The organism is Puia sp. (assembly GCF_036500295.1).
In the GTDB taxonomy this organism is placed as follows: domain Bacteria; phylum Bacteroidota; class Bacteroidia; order Chitinophagales; family Chitinophagaceae; genus Puia.
Genome location: NZ_DASYCH010000057.1, coordinates 62,656 through 77,503, shown reverse-complemented (window position 1 = coordinate 77,503; position 14,848 = coordinate 62,656). Strand labels below are relative to the sequence as shown.

Annotated in this window: 14 protein-coding genes; 4 read left to right on the top strand and 10 right to left on the bottom strand. The window is 53.2% G+C overall.

Annotated elements, in window-relative coordinates; genetic code table 11:
* Positions 1 to 2 precede the first annotated feature (2 nt).
* Positions 3 to 704: a monofunctional biosynthetic peptidoglycan transglycosylase gene (mtgA, locus tag VGM48_RS11785; protein ID WP_331579275.1), complete on the top strand. Its 702-nt coding sequence runs from the start codon at positions 3 to 5 to the stop codon at positions 702 to 704.
* Here the strand turns inward: mtgA and VGM48_RS11780 are convergent.
* The 4 genes from VGM48_RS11780 to VGM48_RS11765 are packed head-to-tail and all read right to left on the bottom strand — an operon-like array spanning position 693 to position 2,850.
* The gene (locus VGM48_RS11780; protein ID WP_331579274.1) at positions 693 to 1,235 is read right to left on the bottom strand and encodes an ATP-binding protein; all 543 of its coding nucleotides are present in this window, start codon (positions 1,233 to 1,235) and stop codon (positions 693 to 695) included. The genes mtgA and VGM48_RS11780 overlap by 12 nt on opposite strands.
* Complete coding sequence (gene pnuC, locus VGM48_RS11775) at positions 1,225 to 1,860, bottom strand: nicotinamide riboside transporter PnuC (protein WP_331579272.1); 636 nt, start codon at positions 1,858 to 1,860, stop codon at positions 1,225 to 1,227. Before pnuC ends, VGM48_RS11780 begins: the two co-directional genes overlap by 11 nt.
* The gene (locus VGM48_RS11770) at positions 1,860 to 2,453 is read right to left on the bottom strand and encodes a NifU family protein (RefSeq protein WP_331579270.1); all 594 of its coding nucleotides are present in this window, start codon (positions 2,451 to 2,453) and stop codon (positions 1,860 to 1,862) included. Before VGM48_RS11770 ends, pnuC begins: the two co-directional genes overlap by 1 nt.
* Before the next feature lie 28 nt (positions 2,454 to 2,481).
* On the bottom strand, positions 2,482 to 2,850 hold the full coding sequence (locus tag VGM48_RS11765) for a MerC domain-containing protein (protein WP_331579268.1): 369 nt from the start codon (positions 2,848 to 2,850) through the stop codon (positions 2,482 to 2,484).
* A 72-nt stretch (positions 2,851 to 2,922) separates the two neighbouring features.
* On the opposite strand from VGM48_RS11765, the gene VGM48_RS11760 reads away from it, so the two are divergent.
* On the top strand, positions 2,923 to 3,585 hold the full coding sequence (locus tag VGM48_RS11760) for an SCO family protein (RefSeq protein WP_331579266.1): 663 nt from the start codon (positions 2,923 to 2,925) through the stop codon (positions 3,583 to 3,585).
* A 16-nt stretch (positions 3,586 to 3,601) separates the two neighbouring features.
* Positions 3,602 to 4,021, top strand: a complete 420-nt coding sequence (locus VGM48_RS11755; protein WP_331579264.1) for a Fur family transcriptional regulator — start codon at positions 3,602 to 3,604, stop codon at positions 4,019 to 4,021.
* Positions 4,022 to 4,249: 228 nt separating this feature from the next.
* Here the strand turns inward: VGM48_RS11755 and VGM48_RS11750 are convergent, their stop codons facing one another.
* The 3 genes from VGM48_RS11750 to VGM48_RS25605 form a co-directional block, all read right to left on the bottom strand.
* A complete protein-coding gene (locus tag VGM48_RS11750; protein ID WP_331579262.1) occupies positions 4,250 to 5,983 on the bottom strand; it encodes a M3 family oligoendopeptidase in 1,734 nt (577 codons plus the stop codon).
* 6 nt (positions 5,984 to 5,989) lie between these two features.
* Positions 5,990 to 6,613 (bottom strand): DUF5606 domain-containing protein, encoded by a 624-nt coding sequence (locus tag VGM48_RS11745; RefSeq protein WP_331579260.1) that lies wholly within the window; start codon positions 6,611 to 6,613, stop codon positions 5,990 to 5,992.
* A gap of 111 nt (positions 6,614 to 6,724) precedes the next feature.
* Complete coding sequence (locus VGM48_RS25605) at positions 6,725 to 7,090, bottom strand: DsbA family protein (protein WP_414711253.1); 366 nt, start codon at positions 7,088 to 7,090, stop codon at positions 6,725 to 6,727.
* Between VGM48_RS25605 and VGM48_RS25600 the strand changes: the two genes are divergently transcribed.
* On the top strand, positions 6,983 to 7,435 hold the full coding sequence (locus VGM48_RS25600) for a hypothetical protein (protein WP_414711252.1): 453 nt from the start codon (positions 6,983 to 6,985) through the stop codon (positions 7,433 to 7,435). The two genes, VGM48_RS25605 and VGM48_RS25600, sit on opposite strands and share 108 nt — an antisense overlap.
* Before the next feature lie 10 nt (positions 7,436 to 7,445).
* Here the strand turns inward: VGM48_RS25600 and VGM48_RS11735 are convergent, their stop codons facing one another.
* The 3 genes from VGM48_RS11735 to uvrB form a co-directional block, all read right to left on the bottom strand.
* Positions 7,446 to 9,749: a hypothetical protein gene (locus VGM48_RS11735; protein ID WP_331579256.1), complete on the bottom strand. Its 2,304-nt coding sequence runs from the start codon at positions 9,747 to 9,749 to the stop codon at positions 7,446 to 7,448.
* A 121-nt stretch (positions 9,750 to 9,870) separates the two neighbouring features.
* Positions 9,871 to 12,780: a DNA polymerase I gene (polA, locus tag VGM48_RS11730; RefSeq protein ID WP_331579254.1), complete on the bottom strand. Its 2,910-nt coding sequence runs from the start codon at positions 12,778 to 12,780 to the stop codon at positions 9,871 to 9,873.
* Positions 12,781 to 12,799: 19 nt separating this feature from the next.
* Positions 12,800 to 14,839 (bottom strand): excinuclease ABC subunit UvrB, encoded by a 2,040-nt coding sequence (gene uvrB / locus VGM48_RS11725; protein ID WP_331579252.1) that lies wholly within the window; start codon positions 14,837 to 14,839, stop codon positions 12,800 to 12,802.
* Positions 14,840 to 14,848 lie beyond the last annotated feature (9 nt).

Genomic DNA, 14,848 nt, shown 5'->3' with positions numbered 1-14,848 from the left:
GGATGGCCATAAATACAAAAGGACTGATCCCCCGTGCCTGGCGAATCATCAAACGGGTGTTTATCGTCCTTTTCGTCTTCCATCTTTTTTATCTGCTGTTGTTGAAATGGGTCGATCCGCCGATCACGCTGACCCAGCTGGGCAGTCTGTTCCGGGGTGAAGGGCTCAAGCGGAGCTATGTGTCGATGAAGGATATCTCCCCGTATGCGAAGCTGGCGGTCATCTGCTCCGAGGACCAGCTGTTTCCCGATCATGATGGGTTTGATTTTAAGTCCATCGAGAAAGCGATGAAGCATAATCAAAAGAGTAAGTCGCTGCATGGCGCCAGCACCATCAGCCAGCAGGTGGCCAAAAATGTCTTTCTCTGGCAGGGGAGAAGCTGGTTCCGGAAAGCGCTGGAGACCTATTTTACCTTTATGATCGAATGGATGTGGGGGAAGAAAAGGATCCTCGAACTATATCTCAACATCAGCGAGATGGGCAAGGGGGTATATGGGATCGAAGCCGCGGCGCATGCCGACTTCAACAAGCCGGCACATACCCTGACACGGATCGAAGCCGCCCGTATCGCCGCCGGGTTGCCTAATCCAAAGGTCTTTACGGTAAAGCCGTTGTCCAGCCATGTGGCGAGCCGCAGCGCCTGGATCGTCGGGCAGATGGGCGTTTTGCAAAACGACCCCGATATTCAAAAATTATTGCGGTAGGAGGACCTTTTCTACCGCGGCGATTCCCGCGGCGATGCGGTCCTCGCCTTGTCCGCCGATCTCTTCCCAGGGGGTGGATTGGTTGATCAGGCAATCCCGGTAGATTTGAAAGAGCCGGTCGCGGGAAGAGCCTTCGGGGTATTCGCGAAGGGGGTCGGGCGCCCAGGGCAGGTCGGTCCGGCAAAGAAGATAGCCATGATATTGTCGCAGAACGATCTGCCCGAGTATCCACGGATCGCAGCGGCCAAAAACAAACTCACTCCAGACCTTCATCACATACATATCCGTGTCGATAAACAGCAGCTTATGGCCGGCGGCTTCGGCTGCAGCGGCGTGTTGTTCTTCGAGCGCCAATTGACCCCGGGCGATGACCAGGAGATCGTCCGGCCGGTAATCCATTCCATACCGGGTCAGGTATTCCCGGGCATATTCGGGGACCCAATCCGTTTGGTAATGCCGGGCGAGCTCTTCGCAGAGCGAGGATTTCCCGGTCGATTCCGGGCCGATGATAACGATCTTCTTAAGTGGCATATCCGGTAACAGCTTTTGCCCGTTTGCGCCATTCTATCAACCCGCCGACGGCGATGATCAGCAGGACGAGATAGTAGACGCTGGTGAATACATAATGTTTGACAAAATACAGCGGAATGGCGGAGATATTCGTAGCGATCCACCAATACCAGCTTTCCACTTTCTTTTTGGTCATCAACCACATTCCCGTATACGCGGAGGCGGAGGCAAAGGCATCGGCCCAGGGGATGGCCAGGGGCGCAAACCCCTTCTTCAAAAAGGTAAGCGCGAAAAAGACGGTGAGATAGAAGAAGGCGAAAAAGGCGGATTCATAGACCCATTCCCGCCGCGAGGAGAAGGTGATTCGCAGGACCAGCTCCTTTTGATCATCTTTCCGGGTCCAGGCATACCAACCATAGAGGTTTAGTGCGGTGTAATAGAGATTGACGCTTGCCTCGCCAAAAAGCGACGACTGAAAGCTGAGAAAGATGTAGATGATGGTATTGATCAGCCCCGTCGGGTAGACCAAAATGTTCTCGGTGCGGCTGTACCATACACTGAGGATACCGGCAATGACGGCAACAAATTCCACCCAGCGGGTGTGGAGGAGGTCGGTCAGGAATTGTCGGTATAGCTCGAAAAGCATTATTCGGCTTCGGCGACGACTTCTTTTACTTCGGGGATCATGCGTTTCATCATGCTTTCGATGCCGGCCTTCAGCGTGATCATGGAAGAGGGGCAGCCCGAGCAGGAGCCCTGCAGCATCAGGTTGACGACGCCCTCATTGTAGCTTTTAAACTGGATGGCGCCACCGTCCATTTCCACGGCTGGCTTCACATAGTTCTCCAGCAATTCTTTAATACGCTTTACAACATCGTCATCGTCGGCATCGATCGTGTTGCCCTCGGATTTTGTGATAACGACTTCGTCCTCGTTGACGACGGACTTTCCTTCTTCGAGATATTCTTTCAGGAATTGCCGGATGGCGGGGATAACGTCATCCCAATCGGTATCGGTGGTCTTTGTCAGGGTGACAAAGTTGCTGGCGATAAAAACGCTTTTGATGAAGGGAAAACCAAACAGCTCGATGGCCAGCGGAGAAGGCCTGGCGGATTCGACATCCGGGAAATCGATGATCTTGCCGGGATACAATAGTTTATTGGCCACGAATTTCATCGTTTCCGGATTCGGAGTCATTTCGGTATAGATACTGATCACCGGGTTACCTGTTTTGATCATAAAAGCCGTTATTAGTCCAGCAAAAATACTAAATCTCGCGGACTCGGGAAAACCGGTAATTTACCACATGGGCGGCGACGATCCCGATGACGGCAAAGGGAAGGAGGGCCAGTTCGTAATCATGCCATATCTGTTTGGCTATCAGGAAGCTCATTCCGGCCCCAAAGAGCAGGAGAGGGACCCACCGGTGATGGTGGCGGCGGAAGCCATGCCAGAGGGCCCGCGTGCCGATGGCAAAGGCCAGGGCGATCATCCCATATTCAAAACCGGCATGATGAATGATATTGATCCCCAATATGGGCAGACTGGCTACCGCCAGCGGCAGAATGGCGCAGTGTATGGCGCAAAGGACGGAGGTGGTGACTCCGAGCGCATCCCAATTGATCCTGGACTCCATGGGTGCAAAACTAACACTCTTGCAACAATGTTGCAAATAATTTTGCCGGAACATTGTTAACTTTGTCAAATCATGAAAAAGAAGAAGCTTCTCTTCCTGCTGGGATTTTTTATCCTGCTTTTTGTCGGTTTTTATTTTGCGATCGGCCGGATCATCCCCGGATTCGGCGAGCCGGTGCTGCCGGTACTGAGCACGGTGCCTGCTTTTTCCTTTAGTGACCAGGAAGGCAAGCCGGTGACGGATAAGGATCTTGCCGGCAAGGTGTATGTCGCCGAGTATTTTTTTACGACCTGCAGGGGGATCTGTCCAAGACTGAATACGAATATGCGGGATGTCGAGCATGAGTTTGCGGGCGAAGCCGATTTTCGCATTCTTTCCTATACCGTGGATCCTGAGACGGACAGCGTTGCGCGGATGAAGGTCTATGCCGATTCACTTGGCGCCAATCCGAAGAAATGGTTCTTCCTCACCGGCCGCAAGGATAGTCTTTACCACCTGGCGCGTTCGGGCTATCTGCTGGACGATCCGAAAAACAATGCGCTAAATATCAATGAGCAATTTCTGCATACCCAATTCCTGGCGCTTGTCGACAAGGGCGGTAGGGTAAGGAAGATCTACGATGGGTTGAAGAAGGATGAATTGGCCGATATGGAAAAGGATATCCGGAGGCTGCTAAAGGAAAAAACAACGGTGCCCCGTTTTGCAAATGGTTTGTTTAACAATAACCCGGGTTGATCAAAAGAGGCCGATCATGGAGAAAAAAATAGATGAGCTCCTAAAGAAAAATCAGTTGAGCATCACCGGTGGGCGGAGAAAGATTCTCGAGCTTTTTCTCCAGCAGGATGGAGCGCTGTCGCACAGCGATATCGAGAAGAGGGCGGGAGAGAAGTTCGACCGGGTCACGGTTTACCGGACCTTACAAACCTTTCTGGAGAAAGGATTGATCCACAGTATACCGACCGCGGATAATTCTATACGTTACGCGTTGTGTAAAGACGACTGTTCCGGTGGACATCACCACGATGATCATGTGCACTTCATTTGCAACAACTGTGGCAATACGGTTTGTTTGGAAGATGTGACGGTGCCGCCGATAAAGCTCCCACGGGGATATGTCAGCGATCAGGTGGAAATGCTTGTCAGCGGTGTGTGCAAGAGCTGTAACAGATAAAAAGAGAAAGCCCCGATGTAGAAACACCGGGACTTTTGGTTAAGGCTCTGATTAGTAGCTTCTTTATGTACCGACGGCGCTTGCCGTCGTCCTCTTTATATTAGATTCGCGGATTACCCACTTACATTTTGCGAATGATTCATTGCAAATATAGCCGGAAAAAAGCATACGAACAAGCGATACAGGTACTACTTTCCGGGTATTTTTTAAAAATTTTTTCGCGCACTCTTATTGCAAATCTTGCGTCTCGATCGCTTCCATCTCTTCGCTCACGAATGCCATCAGCTGCTTGATATGTTCTTTTGAAAAGTCGAACTTCAAGCCCGCGGCCTCGTATAATTCCGGTAGCGTGCGTGTTCCGCCGAGGCTAAGCGCCTTTATATAATTACTTAATGCCTTCTCTTTGTTCTTCTTATACTGCATCCAAAGACCGATGGCTCCTAACTGCGCGATGCCGTATTCGATGTAGTAAAACGGCACTTCATAAAGGTGGAGCTGCTTCTGCCAGCCGTATTCGCGATAGTGTTCCAACCCGGTCCAGTCAACGGATTGCGAGGAGAACTCATTCAGAATACGCAGCCAGTTCTCTTTTCTTTCCTCGAGCGAATGATTAGGGTTTTCGTATACCCAATGTTGAAATTTATCAATAGTCGCGATCCAGGGAAAAATGGAGATCACTCTTTCAAGCTGGTGTTCCCGGGCCCGTGCTAAATCGTTTTTATTTGTAAAGAATAACTCCCAGTGATCCATGCTGAACAACTCCATCGACATGCTGGCCACCTCCGCGATCTCCATGGGATACTCCTTGAAGGCGCTAAGTTTTAGCGGATGTGAAAGGAAGGAGTGAATGGCGTGGCCGCCTTCGTGGACCATGGTCGTCAGGTCGCCCATCTGGCCCGAGGCATTCATGAAGATGAACGGAGCCCCGGTTTCCGCTAACGGGCAGTTGTAGCCGCCTGGCGCCTTGCCCTTGCGGCTTTCCAGGTCGAACCGGCCCATTTGCTGCATTGTCCGTAAACAGTCCCCAAAAAAGGGGTTTAGCTCGTCAAAGCAGGCGGTTGTCCTGGTCAGGAGATCCTGTCCATTGGTAAAAGGCCGCAGGGGTTCCGTCCCTTCCGGCTCCGCTTCCCCGTCCCAGGGCCGCAGGGTGTCGAGACCCAGCTTCTTTCGCTTTTTTTCGTTGATCCGGCCGACCAGCGGGACGACATATTCTCTCACTGCTTCATGAAAGCGGAAGCAATCTTCTTTGGTGTAGTCGAACCGGCCCAGTTCTTCGAACTTGAAATCCCGGTAATTGGGGAATCCGGCGTTTTGAGCCATCTGGTGGCGGAGGCCTATCAATTTGGAATACAGGTCATTCAGTCCTTCTTTGTCCTTCAGCCGCCGGTCCTGCATCTTGCGGTAGACGCTCTCGCGCAGCGTCCGGTCGGGGTTTTCCAGGAATTTCGACGCCTGTTGCAGCGTGTACTCCTGACCGTTAACCTCGACCGTCATCTTACCGGAAATGACGCCATACTGCTGGCCGAGTACACTGGACTCGGCGTAGAGCGGAATATTTGCCTCCCGGAACAGCTCTATCCGTTTCTGGACTCCGCGCAGGTAGGTGAAATATTCCTTCTGATCCAGTTCCTGCGTATGCGGGTTTTCCACGAGCCGCCGGTTGAGCCGGTCGGCGTAGGGCTGTATCTTTGGCTGTATCTCGAGGCAGAAATAATTAAAAGCCTCTTCGAGCGATTTGTTCTCTGTATCACAGGTCATTTTGATCTGGCGCCAGCAGGCGTCTTCGCTTACGAAGGCCTCCAGTTCGCTCATATCCAGCAACCATTTCTCCAACTGTGCGCGGGTATCCAGCGGCCGGTCGGCAAGGTTCTGGAAATAAGGCTCCAGACTGTTCCAATCCGTAAGCACATATTCGGTGGGCAGGAAATGCCGTTGCGGCTTTTCCAAATTAGCGGTGGGCATTGTTTATCACTTTTTCTTTTTTGCTGCTGCCTTTTTTGGCTTCTCCTCTTTCTCTTCCTTCTCTGCCTTTTTCTTCGGGGCGGCTTTTTTCGCCTTTGGTTTTTCTTCGGCAGCCTCTTCCTTTACTTTCTTATCCTGCGATTCTTTTGCAGGTTTTGCCGCTTTTTTCGCAGGCGCGGGGTTTTCTTCCGACACCGATGCCTTAGCGGGCGACCCCTCTTCCACTTCTTCGGCTTCCTCTTCGGGTTCGGAAAGTTTGATCTCGATCTCGTTTGCTTTCAGAACGCTGAACCATTTGACCATTTTCTTCAGGTCGCTGCTGTAGACGCGATCGAAATCCAGATCGGGAAAGACTTTCTTGAAATACGCTTTTAATGCCGCGCCGTCTTTTTCATCGGGCAACTTCTCGCCGCTGGTTTCCATCGCCTTGAGCACATCGACCAGGTTGACATTGTCCCGGACGGTATACACTTCGATGCTTTCCAGATGCGAAAAATTATGACTGCGGCTGGCGACAAATCGCGTGGTCTTGTCATCCAGGGAACGGACGATAGCGCCGTCGGATTTGCTGCTTAACAACTCGTACAAGCCCGGCATCCCGGTAACTGCAATGATCTTGTTATATTCCATATTCGATGTTTATACACCCCATTTTGTTCGGGCGCAGGGCGCCGTTTTTTCGTCCCATTGGCCCTTTTTCGAGGACATGCAAGTTAATGTTAATCGATCATTTATAGACAATTATTTTCCCTGCAAATGTGCGTCAGAAGGGCCGCTGGATAAGGCCTGACCGATTGCTTGCCGTATCGTTTCATAGTCCGCATACCCCCGGGTAAGCAGGTAGAATCGGGATGGGCTGACCTGTAAAAATACGGTGGGGAAACCATTTACTTTCAATTGTCGTACCAGGGCGAATTCTTCCTGCGCTTTTTCTTTATACGCGGGATCGTGCAGCTTCCCGTAGAATTCCGATTCGGGTATCCGGTATTTTTCAAGCAGATGCCGGTAGGCTTCGTCATCGGTAAGATCGCGGCCTTCGTAGTGCAGGGCATATTGCAATTCCCCCGCGAAGAGGACGGCATCATCCGGGTAATAGTCCTTGAACACACAGAGGGCGATGGCCGGTTTTTCCGAATGAGGATACCAGTCGCTTTCGTCCGGGTTATTGATATGCCAGAGCCAGTCCTGGCCGAACCGGATGCCGGTCCTTTTTTCAACGATCGGATAGGCGCCGCGGATATATTCTGCCATCACCCCGATAGGCCGCGGCTTTTCAGGCAGGATCATCCCGCCAGAAAGCACTTCGAAAGCAATGGTCTCACGAAATTCTTCATAGATGCGCCGGATCACCGGGCTAAATCCATAACACCAACCGCAATACGCATCGTAACAATAATAGATCGTCATAGGTCTAAAAAAAAATTGCCGGGGCACCAGCCCCGGCAAAAGTAAGATAGTTTTTTTAGTGTCTTCCCGGCCGGCCGCCGCCACCGCCGGAAGGCCGTGCTGCTCCGCCACCAGTAGGCCGCGATCCACCCGAGGGCCGGCTAAAACCGCCACTGGCGGGTCTTGCGGCGCCGCCGCCAAAGCTGCGGGACTGCTGGAAGTTCTGCGTCCGGGTCTGCCCGCGATCCCGCATCTGTTGCTGCCGGTTGAGATTTTGCTGAACCGACGGGTTATTGCCCACCGGCCGCCAGGAGTTATTGCTCCGCTGCTGCCATTGGTTGGTCGATTGATTGCGCTGATAGACATTGCCGCTGCGATCGGAAAAGACATTGTTTCTGCCCGGCCTTGCAAACCCATTACTTCCGGGTCTTCCGTTTTGCTGACCTATCGGCCGGCCACCGTTGAATCCCGGCCGCCCGCCATTCCCGAAACTGGCGCCTCTGCTGATCGTATTCCGGTTGTAGAAGGTATGATTATCCCGGGTGACCACGCCGCCGCGGCCGGCATAGATATTCGTGTGGTAATTGTTCACGTAGACATTCCGGTTGCGATAGAAGTTCGAGCCATAAAAGCCATAGCTTCTACCCCTGTTCCAGGCATACATCGGGCGGTAAACGTGGGGACCCCACCAGCCGCCGCCGGCCCAGCCACCCCAACCGCCATGGAAGCCAAGACCGTAGTGGAACCAGCCAAAGCCGAAGCCATAGCCGAGGGTCCAGCCGGCCCAGGGATTGTAGCAGACATTGAAACCCCATGTCCAGGGCCGCGGGTAATAGAACCCGTTGTACCAGGGATTGTAATAGTACCCCGTCCCGTAGACGACGGTAGAGCCATAGATATACGTGTTGAGATAACCCGGAGTATAGCCCATGTAGACGGCATCCGGCGTTACATCATAGATATAAACATATTTCGTGTTGTACAGGGGAGATGTCGGCGGGATGCGGTCCACTTCATCAGGACGCTCGGTGGCCACTGTCCAGGGTCCGTTGGCGCTGGGCGCCTGAAACCATACGCCATTGTCCACGGAATAATAAATACCGTGATCGAGGATAACGGAAGAGGAAGTGTTGGTCGCATATTGCATATCCGTACCCTGCAAAGCCGAGAATTCGGGTTCGCCGTTATAGTTGACCGAGGTGTTGGCCGAGTTGCGGTCCACCTTCGCCGTTTGGGGAACCTGGGCATCCATGATCGCCTCACGGGCCGCATCCGTACCGGCTACACTGGCCAGCACATTGTCCTTTGGACTGCCTTCGGGGATCTTGGCAAAGTCGGCCGGCAATGAATTGCTGGCTACATAATGCCAGCCACCCGTCAGCGAACCGGAGGAATACCAGCGGCCGGAGATCAGTACAAAATATTTACCCGAACCCTGATCCTGGAAGAGATCGTTGGAAGAGTTGGTGGCGTAAGAAAGACCCGTTCCGGCAATGCCTGTGAAACTGGGTTTGCCGTCGGTCTGCACCAGTTCGGCAGGGGAAGTGCTGACGATGATGTCCGATAACTTCGTGTCCTGCTGAGCCGAAGCCGAGTCGATATAGCCTGCATTGCTGCTGTTGGCGTTGTCAACGGCACTCTTCACCTGCTCCAGCTCGGAGGGAATATTGCCGGCAGGGCTATAGGGACCCGTTGCCGACTGCGCCTGATACCAGTGCTTCCCGCCATAGAGATAGAAACCGCCGTTGTTGGCCTTGACGATCGTAAACGGGGTATTGACGACGACGTCGAGATTCCAATCTTTGTTGCTTTGCAGCTTGGGCTGACCGTCGATCATCACCAGCAGGGCCGGTTTATCACTATAGATGATCCGGGGCGCCGAGGTATTAAGGTCTTTCGACAATTTCTTCTGCTCCGTGTTCACGTCGAGTGAAGAAAGCAGTTCATCCAGGGAAAGATCACCGGCGGCGGAAGGCAGGTTGGCCTCCAGCGCCGTTTTCAGGCTGTTCGAAAAGTTGTCATCGGTCTGACCGGGAAACTTTACGTTCGGAACCTTTACCGACTGGATGATGACCCGGCGGTTGTCCCTGTCGGTTTCGACCTGGGCCACCGACCAAAAGGTGCCGAATACGGGATCCTTACCGGACTGCGTAACGGAAATAGCCCAACGGGATTTGAGGACATTGTCCGCAAGGCTTTCCGGCTGGGGCTCGTAGATCTTGATGACGGTGCCGTCATCGGTCGTAAAACTTCTCGGCCAATCCTGCTGCTGTTGCTGCTGCTGTGGCGGCGGCCCGTCCTGGGCGTCCTGAGCAAAGGCAGTACCCGTGAGCAGGCCGGAGGCAAGCAAGATGGAGAATATAGTACGAATGCTTCTCATATGTTATTTTTTATATTAAGAGTAACAAGGTTATTGCCTATATAGACTCGTTTAAGCCCACAAAGTTTGTTACCATTTACAAATAAGATGTTAAAAAATCGAGCTCAATTTTAATATCAGTCTAATGTGCTTCCAGCCAATTGATTCCCGAGCCCATCTCGGCGATAGAGGGTACTTCCTGGGGCAGGGGTAGCGCCGTTTGCATACAACGCATTATTATGGGTTTAATTATATCAAGCTCAGCTTTATAAGCATCAAACACCAATTCATCATGCACCTGCAGGAGCATCTTCGATCGCAGCTCCTGCCGGGCAAACTCTTCGTGGATACGGATCATGGCCAATTTGATCATATCGGCCGCCGACCCCTGGATAGGACTGTTGATGGCGTTTCGTTCCGCAAAACCCCGGACGGTGAAGTTCGCGGAATTGATATCCTTCAACCATCTTTTCCGGCCCATCAGGGTTTGCACGTAGCCGGTCTCGCGGGCGAAGTTGATCGTATCGTCCATGTATTTCTGGATGCCCGGGAACTGGGCCTTGTAATTATCGATGATCTCTTTTGCCTCCGTCCGGCTGATGCCGAGGTTATCGGCAAGGCCGAAAGCGCCCTGACCGTAAATGATCCCGAAGTTGACGCTCTTGGCCTTGTACCGCATCTCCTTGGTCACCGCCGACTCCTCGACGCCAAAGACCTTTGCGGCCGTGGCCGTATGAATATCCTTGCCATCACGAAAGGCGGCGCACATGTTAACATCCGCGCTGATGGCGGCAACGATGCGCAACTCGATCTGCGAATAGTCGGCGGAGACCAACACGAAATCCTCATTGCGGGGAACGAATGCCTTGCGGATCTCCCGGCCGCGTTCGGTCCGGATGGGGATGTTTTGCAGGTTGGGATTGTTGCTGCTGAGCCGGCCCGTTACCGCGACCGCCTGTGCGTAACTTGTATGTACGCGGCCGGTCTTCCGGTTGATCATCTGCGGCAGCGCGTCGACATAGGTCGACTTTAATTTCGTAAGCTCGCGGTAGGCCAGGATATCATCGACAATTTGATGACGGCTGGCGAGTTTTAGCAACACATCCTCCCCCGTCGCATATTGACCCGTCTTTGTCTTTTTGGCTTTCGGATCCAGTTTCATTCGTTCGAAAAGCACTTCCCCCAGCTGCTTTGGCGAAGCGAGATTGAAGCGTTCGCCGGCTTGTTGATAGACCTTTTCTTCTGACTGGCGGGCGTCGCGATCCAGCTCCTTACTATACTCGACCAGGAATCCGGTATCGACTTTTATGCCTTCGAACTCCATATCCGTGAGCACTTTTACGAGGGGGTTCTCCACTTCGTAAAAGACGCGGGTCACTTCTTTTTTTGTCAGTTGTGGCAGGAAGGTATGCTTCAACTGCAGCGTGATATCGGCATCTTCGGCGGCATAATCCTTTATCTTTTCCAGCTCTACGTCGCGCATATTTCCCTGGCCTTTTCCCTTCTTGCCGATCAATTCCTCGATGTGCACGGGTTCATAGCCGAGGTATTGTGCGCTAAGGAGGTCCATCCCGCGCTTGCCCTCCGGTTCGATGACATAATGAGCGAGCATGGTATCAAACATCGGCCCTTTCAGCGTGATGCCATACCATTTCAACACCAGCAGGTCATATTTTAAGTTCTGACCGATCCAAACGATATCCGGTGAATCGAAGAGGGGACAAAACAGAGTTATCACCTTTTGCGCCGCGACAAAATCGGGCGGACAGGGGACATACCAGGCTTCACCGGGTTTCACGGCGAAGCTCATGCCGACGATGTCGACGTCGTTGGCATCGATACCCGTTGTTTCCGTATCGAAACAGATCTCCTTTTCCTGTTTTAATTTATCGACCAGCGCGCAAATCGCCTCTTCGCCGACCACCGCCGTGTAGAGATGTTCGGTATTGTGGATCGTCCTGCCTGCCGGCGGGAGCAGTCCATCGCCGTCTTCGCTTTTCAGGTCTTCCTCTCCTTTTTCCACGGCAGCCTCCAGCCGATTGCTGGCTTCTTCCAGCTTCTCCGCGGATTGCGTCGACGCGGCTGGTTTCTTCCTGGCCGTGGCGGGTTTCACCGCATTGCCAAACAGATCGGTCTGCACGCCCTCGGGTGCGCCAACGGCCGGGGTAAAGCTCTCACCCAGGATACGTTTGCCCAGGGTGCGGAACTCGAGCATCGTAAAGATCTCATTCAACGCCTCCCGGTTCCAATCCTTCAGCTGGAAATTCTCTTCGTGGAATTCCACCGGCACCGTAGTGATAATGGTGGCCAGTTTCTTACTCATGATGGCAGCCTCTTTACCCCCCCGCACTTTTTCCCCCAACGCACCTTTGATGCCGTCGGCGTTGGCGATCACATTTTCGAGCGTACCAAATTCAGCCAGCAGCTTGGCGGCCGTCTTTTCCCCCACTCCTCTTATCCCGGGGATATTGTCGACGGCGTCACCCATCAGCCCCAGGATATCGATCACCTGTGAGACATCCTTGATATTCCACTTAGCACAAACCTCCGTCGGGCCAAGGATCTCGGCGGTGCCACCCTGGTAACCGGGTTTGTAAATACGCACTTTCTCCGAGACCAGCTGGCCATAATCCTTGTCGGGGGTGACCATATACACCTCATAACCCGCCGCCGCGGCCTGCTTGCTCAGGGTACCGATCACATCATCGGCCTCAAACCCGTCCAATTCCACACAGGGGATATTAAAACCCGTGATAATCGCCTTTATATCGGGCAGGGCAGCAAGAAGGTCTTCGGGCGCCTCCTGCCGGTTGGCCTTGTAATCGGCGAAATCGATATGCCGTTCGGTCGGTGCTTCGGTATCGAAGCACACGGCCATGTGTGAAGGCTTTTGGTTGTTGATAAGATCCAACAGGGCGTTTGTAAATCCAAACTGGGCATTGGTATTCCGGCCTTTGGTGGTGAGCCGCGGGTTGCTGATCAGTGCATAATAGGCGCGGAAGACAAGCGCCAGCGCGTCGAGGAGGAATAGTCTCTTGTCCGTATTTTCCATAGTAGCGAAATTAGGCAATTTACGCCTTCATCTCCTTTAGCTTCTTTTGCAGTGTGAACATCTCATCACGGAGTCTTGCGGCTTCCATGAAATCGAGGTCCCGGGCCGCTTTCTCCATTTCCTTTTTGGTCTTTGTGATCGCCTTTTCCACCTGTGGAATGGTTTGATAGACCTCCTGGTCTTCCGCGGCTACGGGGACAAGGTCCGCGTCTGGCGCCAGCGCATACGGGTCTTCCGGGTTATAGCCCTTGATGTCCAGTACGGAGGTTTGCGCAAACACCTGTTCCTTGGATTTTATGATGGTGCGGGGAGTGATGCCGTGTTCTTTGTTATGGGCGATCTGTTTCTCTCTTCGCCGCAGGGTTTCATCCATCGTTCTTTGCATGCTTTCGGTGATGGTATCGGCGTAAAAGATCACCAGTCCGTCCACATTTCGGGCGGCGCGGCCGGCCGTCTGGGTAAGAGACTTTTCATTGCGAAGGAAGCCTTCCTTGTCGGCGTCGAGGATGGCGACGAGGGAGACCTCGGGAAGGTCGAGCCCTTCCCGCAGCAGGTTGACGCCCACCAGCACATCGATCTCGCCGAGCCGCAGCTGCCGGAGGATCTCCACCCGGTCCAGCGTGTCCACTTCGCTATGGATGTATTTTGATTTGATGTCGATCCGGTGAAGATATTTATCCATCTCTTCGGCCATTCGTTTGGTCAGCGTCGTGACCAGCACGCGGTCGCCTTTTTTGACGCGTTTGTCGATCTCATCGAGCAGGTCATCGATCTGGTTGGTGCTGGGTCGCACCTCGATGGGCGGATCGAGCAGCCCCGTAGGCCGGACCACCTGTTCGACGACGACGCCACCGGTCTGTTCCAGTTCATAGTCGCCCGGCGTGGCCGAAACATAGATGGTCTGGCCGGTCAATGTCTCGAACTCATGAAAATTCAGCGGCCGGTTATCCAGCGCGCTGGGAAGCCGGAAGCCATAATCCACCAGTACCAGCTTGCGGCTGCGGTCGCCGCCATACATCCCGCTTATCTGCGGGACGGTCTGATGGCTCTCATCGAGCACCAACAGAAAATCCTTCGGGAAATAATCCAGCAGACAGAACGGCCGGGTGCCGGGCATCCGCCGGTCGAAGAAGCGGGAGTAGTTCTCCACGCCGTTGCAATATCCGAGCTCCCGGATCATTTCGACATCGTAATTCACCCGTTCGCCAAGTCGTTGCGCCTCGATATATTTTCCGACGTTCTTGAAATAGGTTATCTGTTCGGCCAGCTCATCCTGGATCTGGTAGATCACCTGCTGCAGGATATCCTTTGGGGCAAGATAGAGGTTGGCCGGGAAGATGGCGGCATCCGCCATCGGGGCGATGCGTTTGCCTGTCTTAAGTTCAAAGCTTTCGATCGAATCGATCTCGTCGCCGAAAAAGCTGATACGGTAGCCATAGTCGACATAGGGCAGGTTGATATCGACGGTATCGCCTTTTACCCGGAAATTACCGCGTGCAAACTCCACCTCGCTTCGCTTGTAGAGCGAATTGACCAGGGAATGCAGGAATCCCTGGCGCGAGATCACCTGCCCCCGCTTGAGGCGGATGATCCCGTTCTCAAAATCGGCGGGATTACCGATACCATAGATACAGCTGACTGAGGCCACCACGATGATATCCCTTCTGCCGCTGAGCAGCTGGGTGGTTGCCTGCAGCCGCAGTTTTTCCAACTCTTCGTTGATGGAAAGGTCTTTCTCGATATAGGTATTGCTGACGGGCATGTACGCCTCCGGTTGGTAGTAGTCGTAGTAGGATACAAAATAGCCGACGGCACTGTCCGGGAAGAATTGTTTGAACTCGCCATAAAGCTGTGCAACGAGCGTCTTGTTGTGCGTCAGCACGAGGGTCGGAAGCTGCGTGTTCTGGATCACGTTCGCGATCGTGAAAGTCTTGCCCGAACCGGTGACACCGAGCAGGGTTTGATACTGTTCTCCCGCGAGAATGCCCTCGGTTAGCTGACGAATGGCTTCCGGCTGGTCGCCGGAAGGAGGAAAAGGTGAATTAAGTTTAAAAGGCATAGGGTAAAA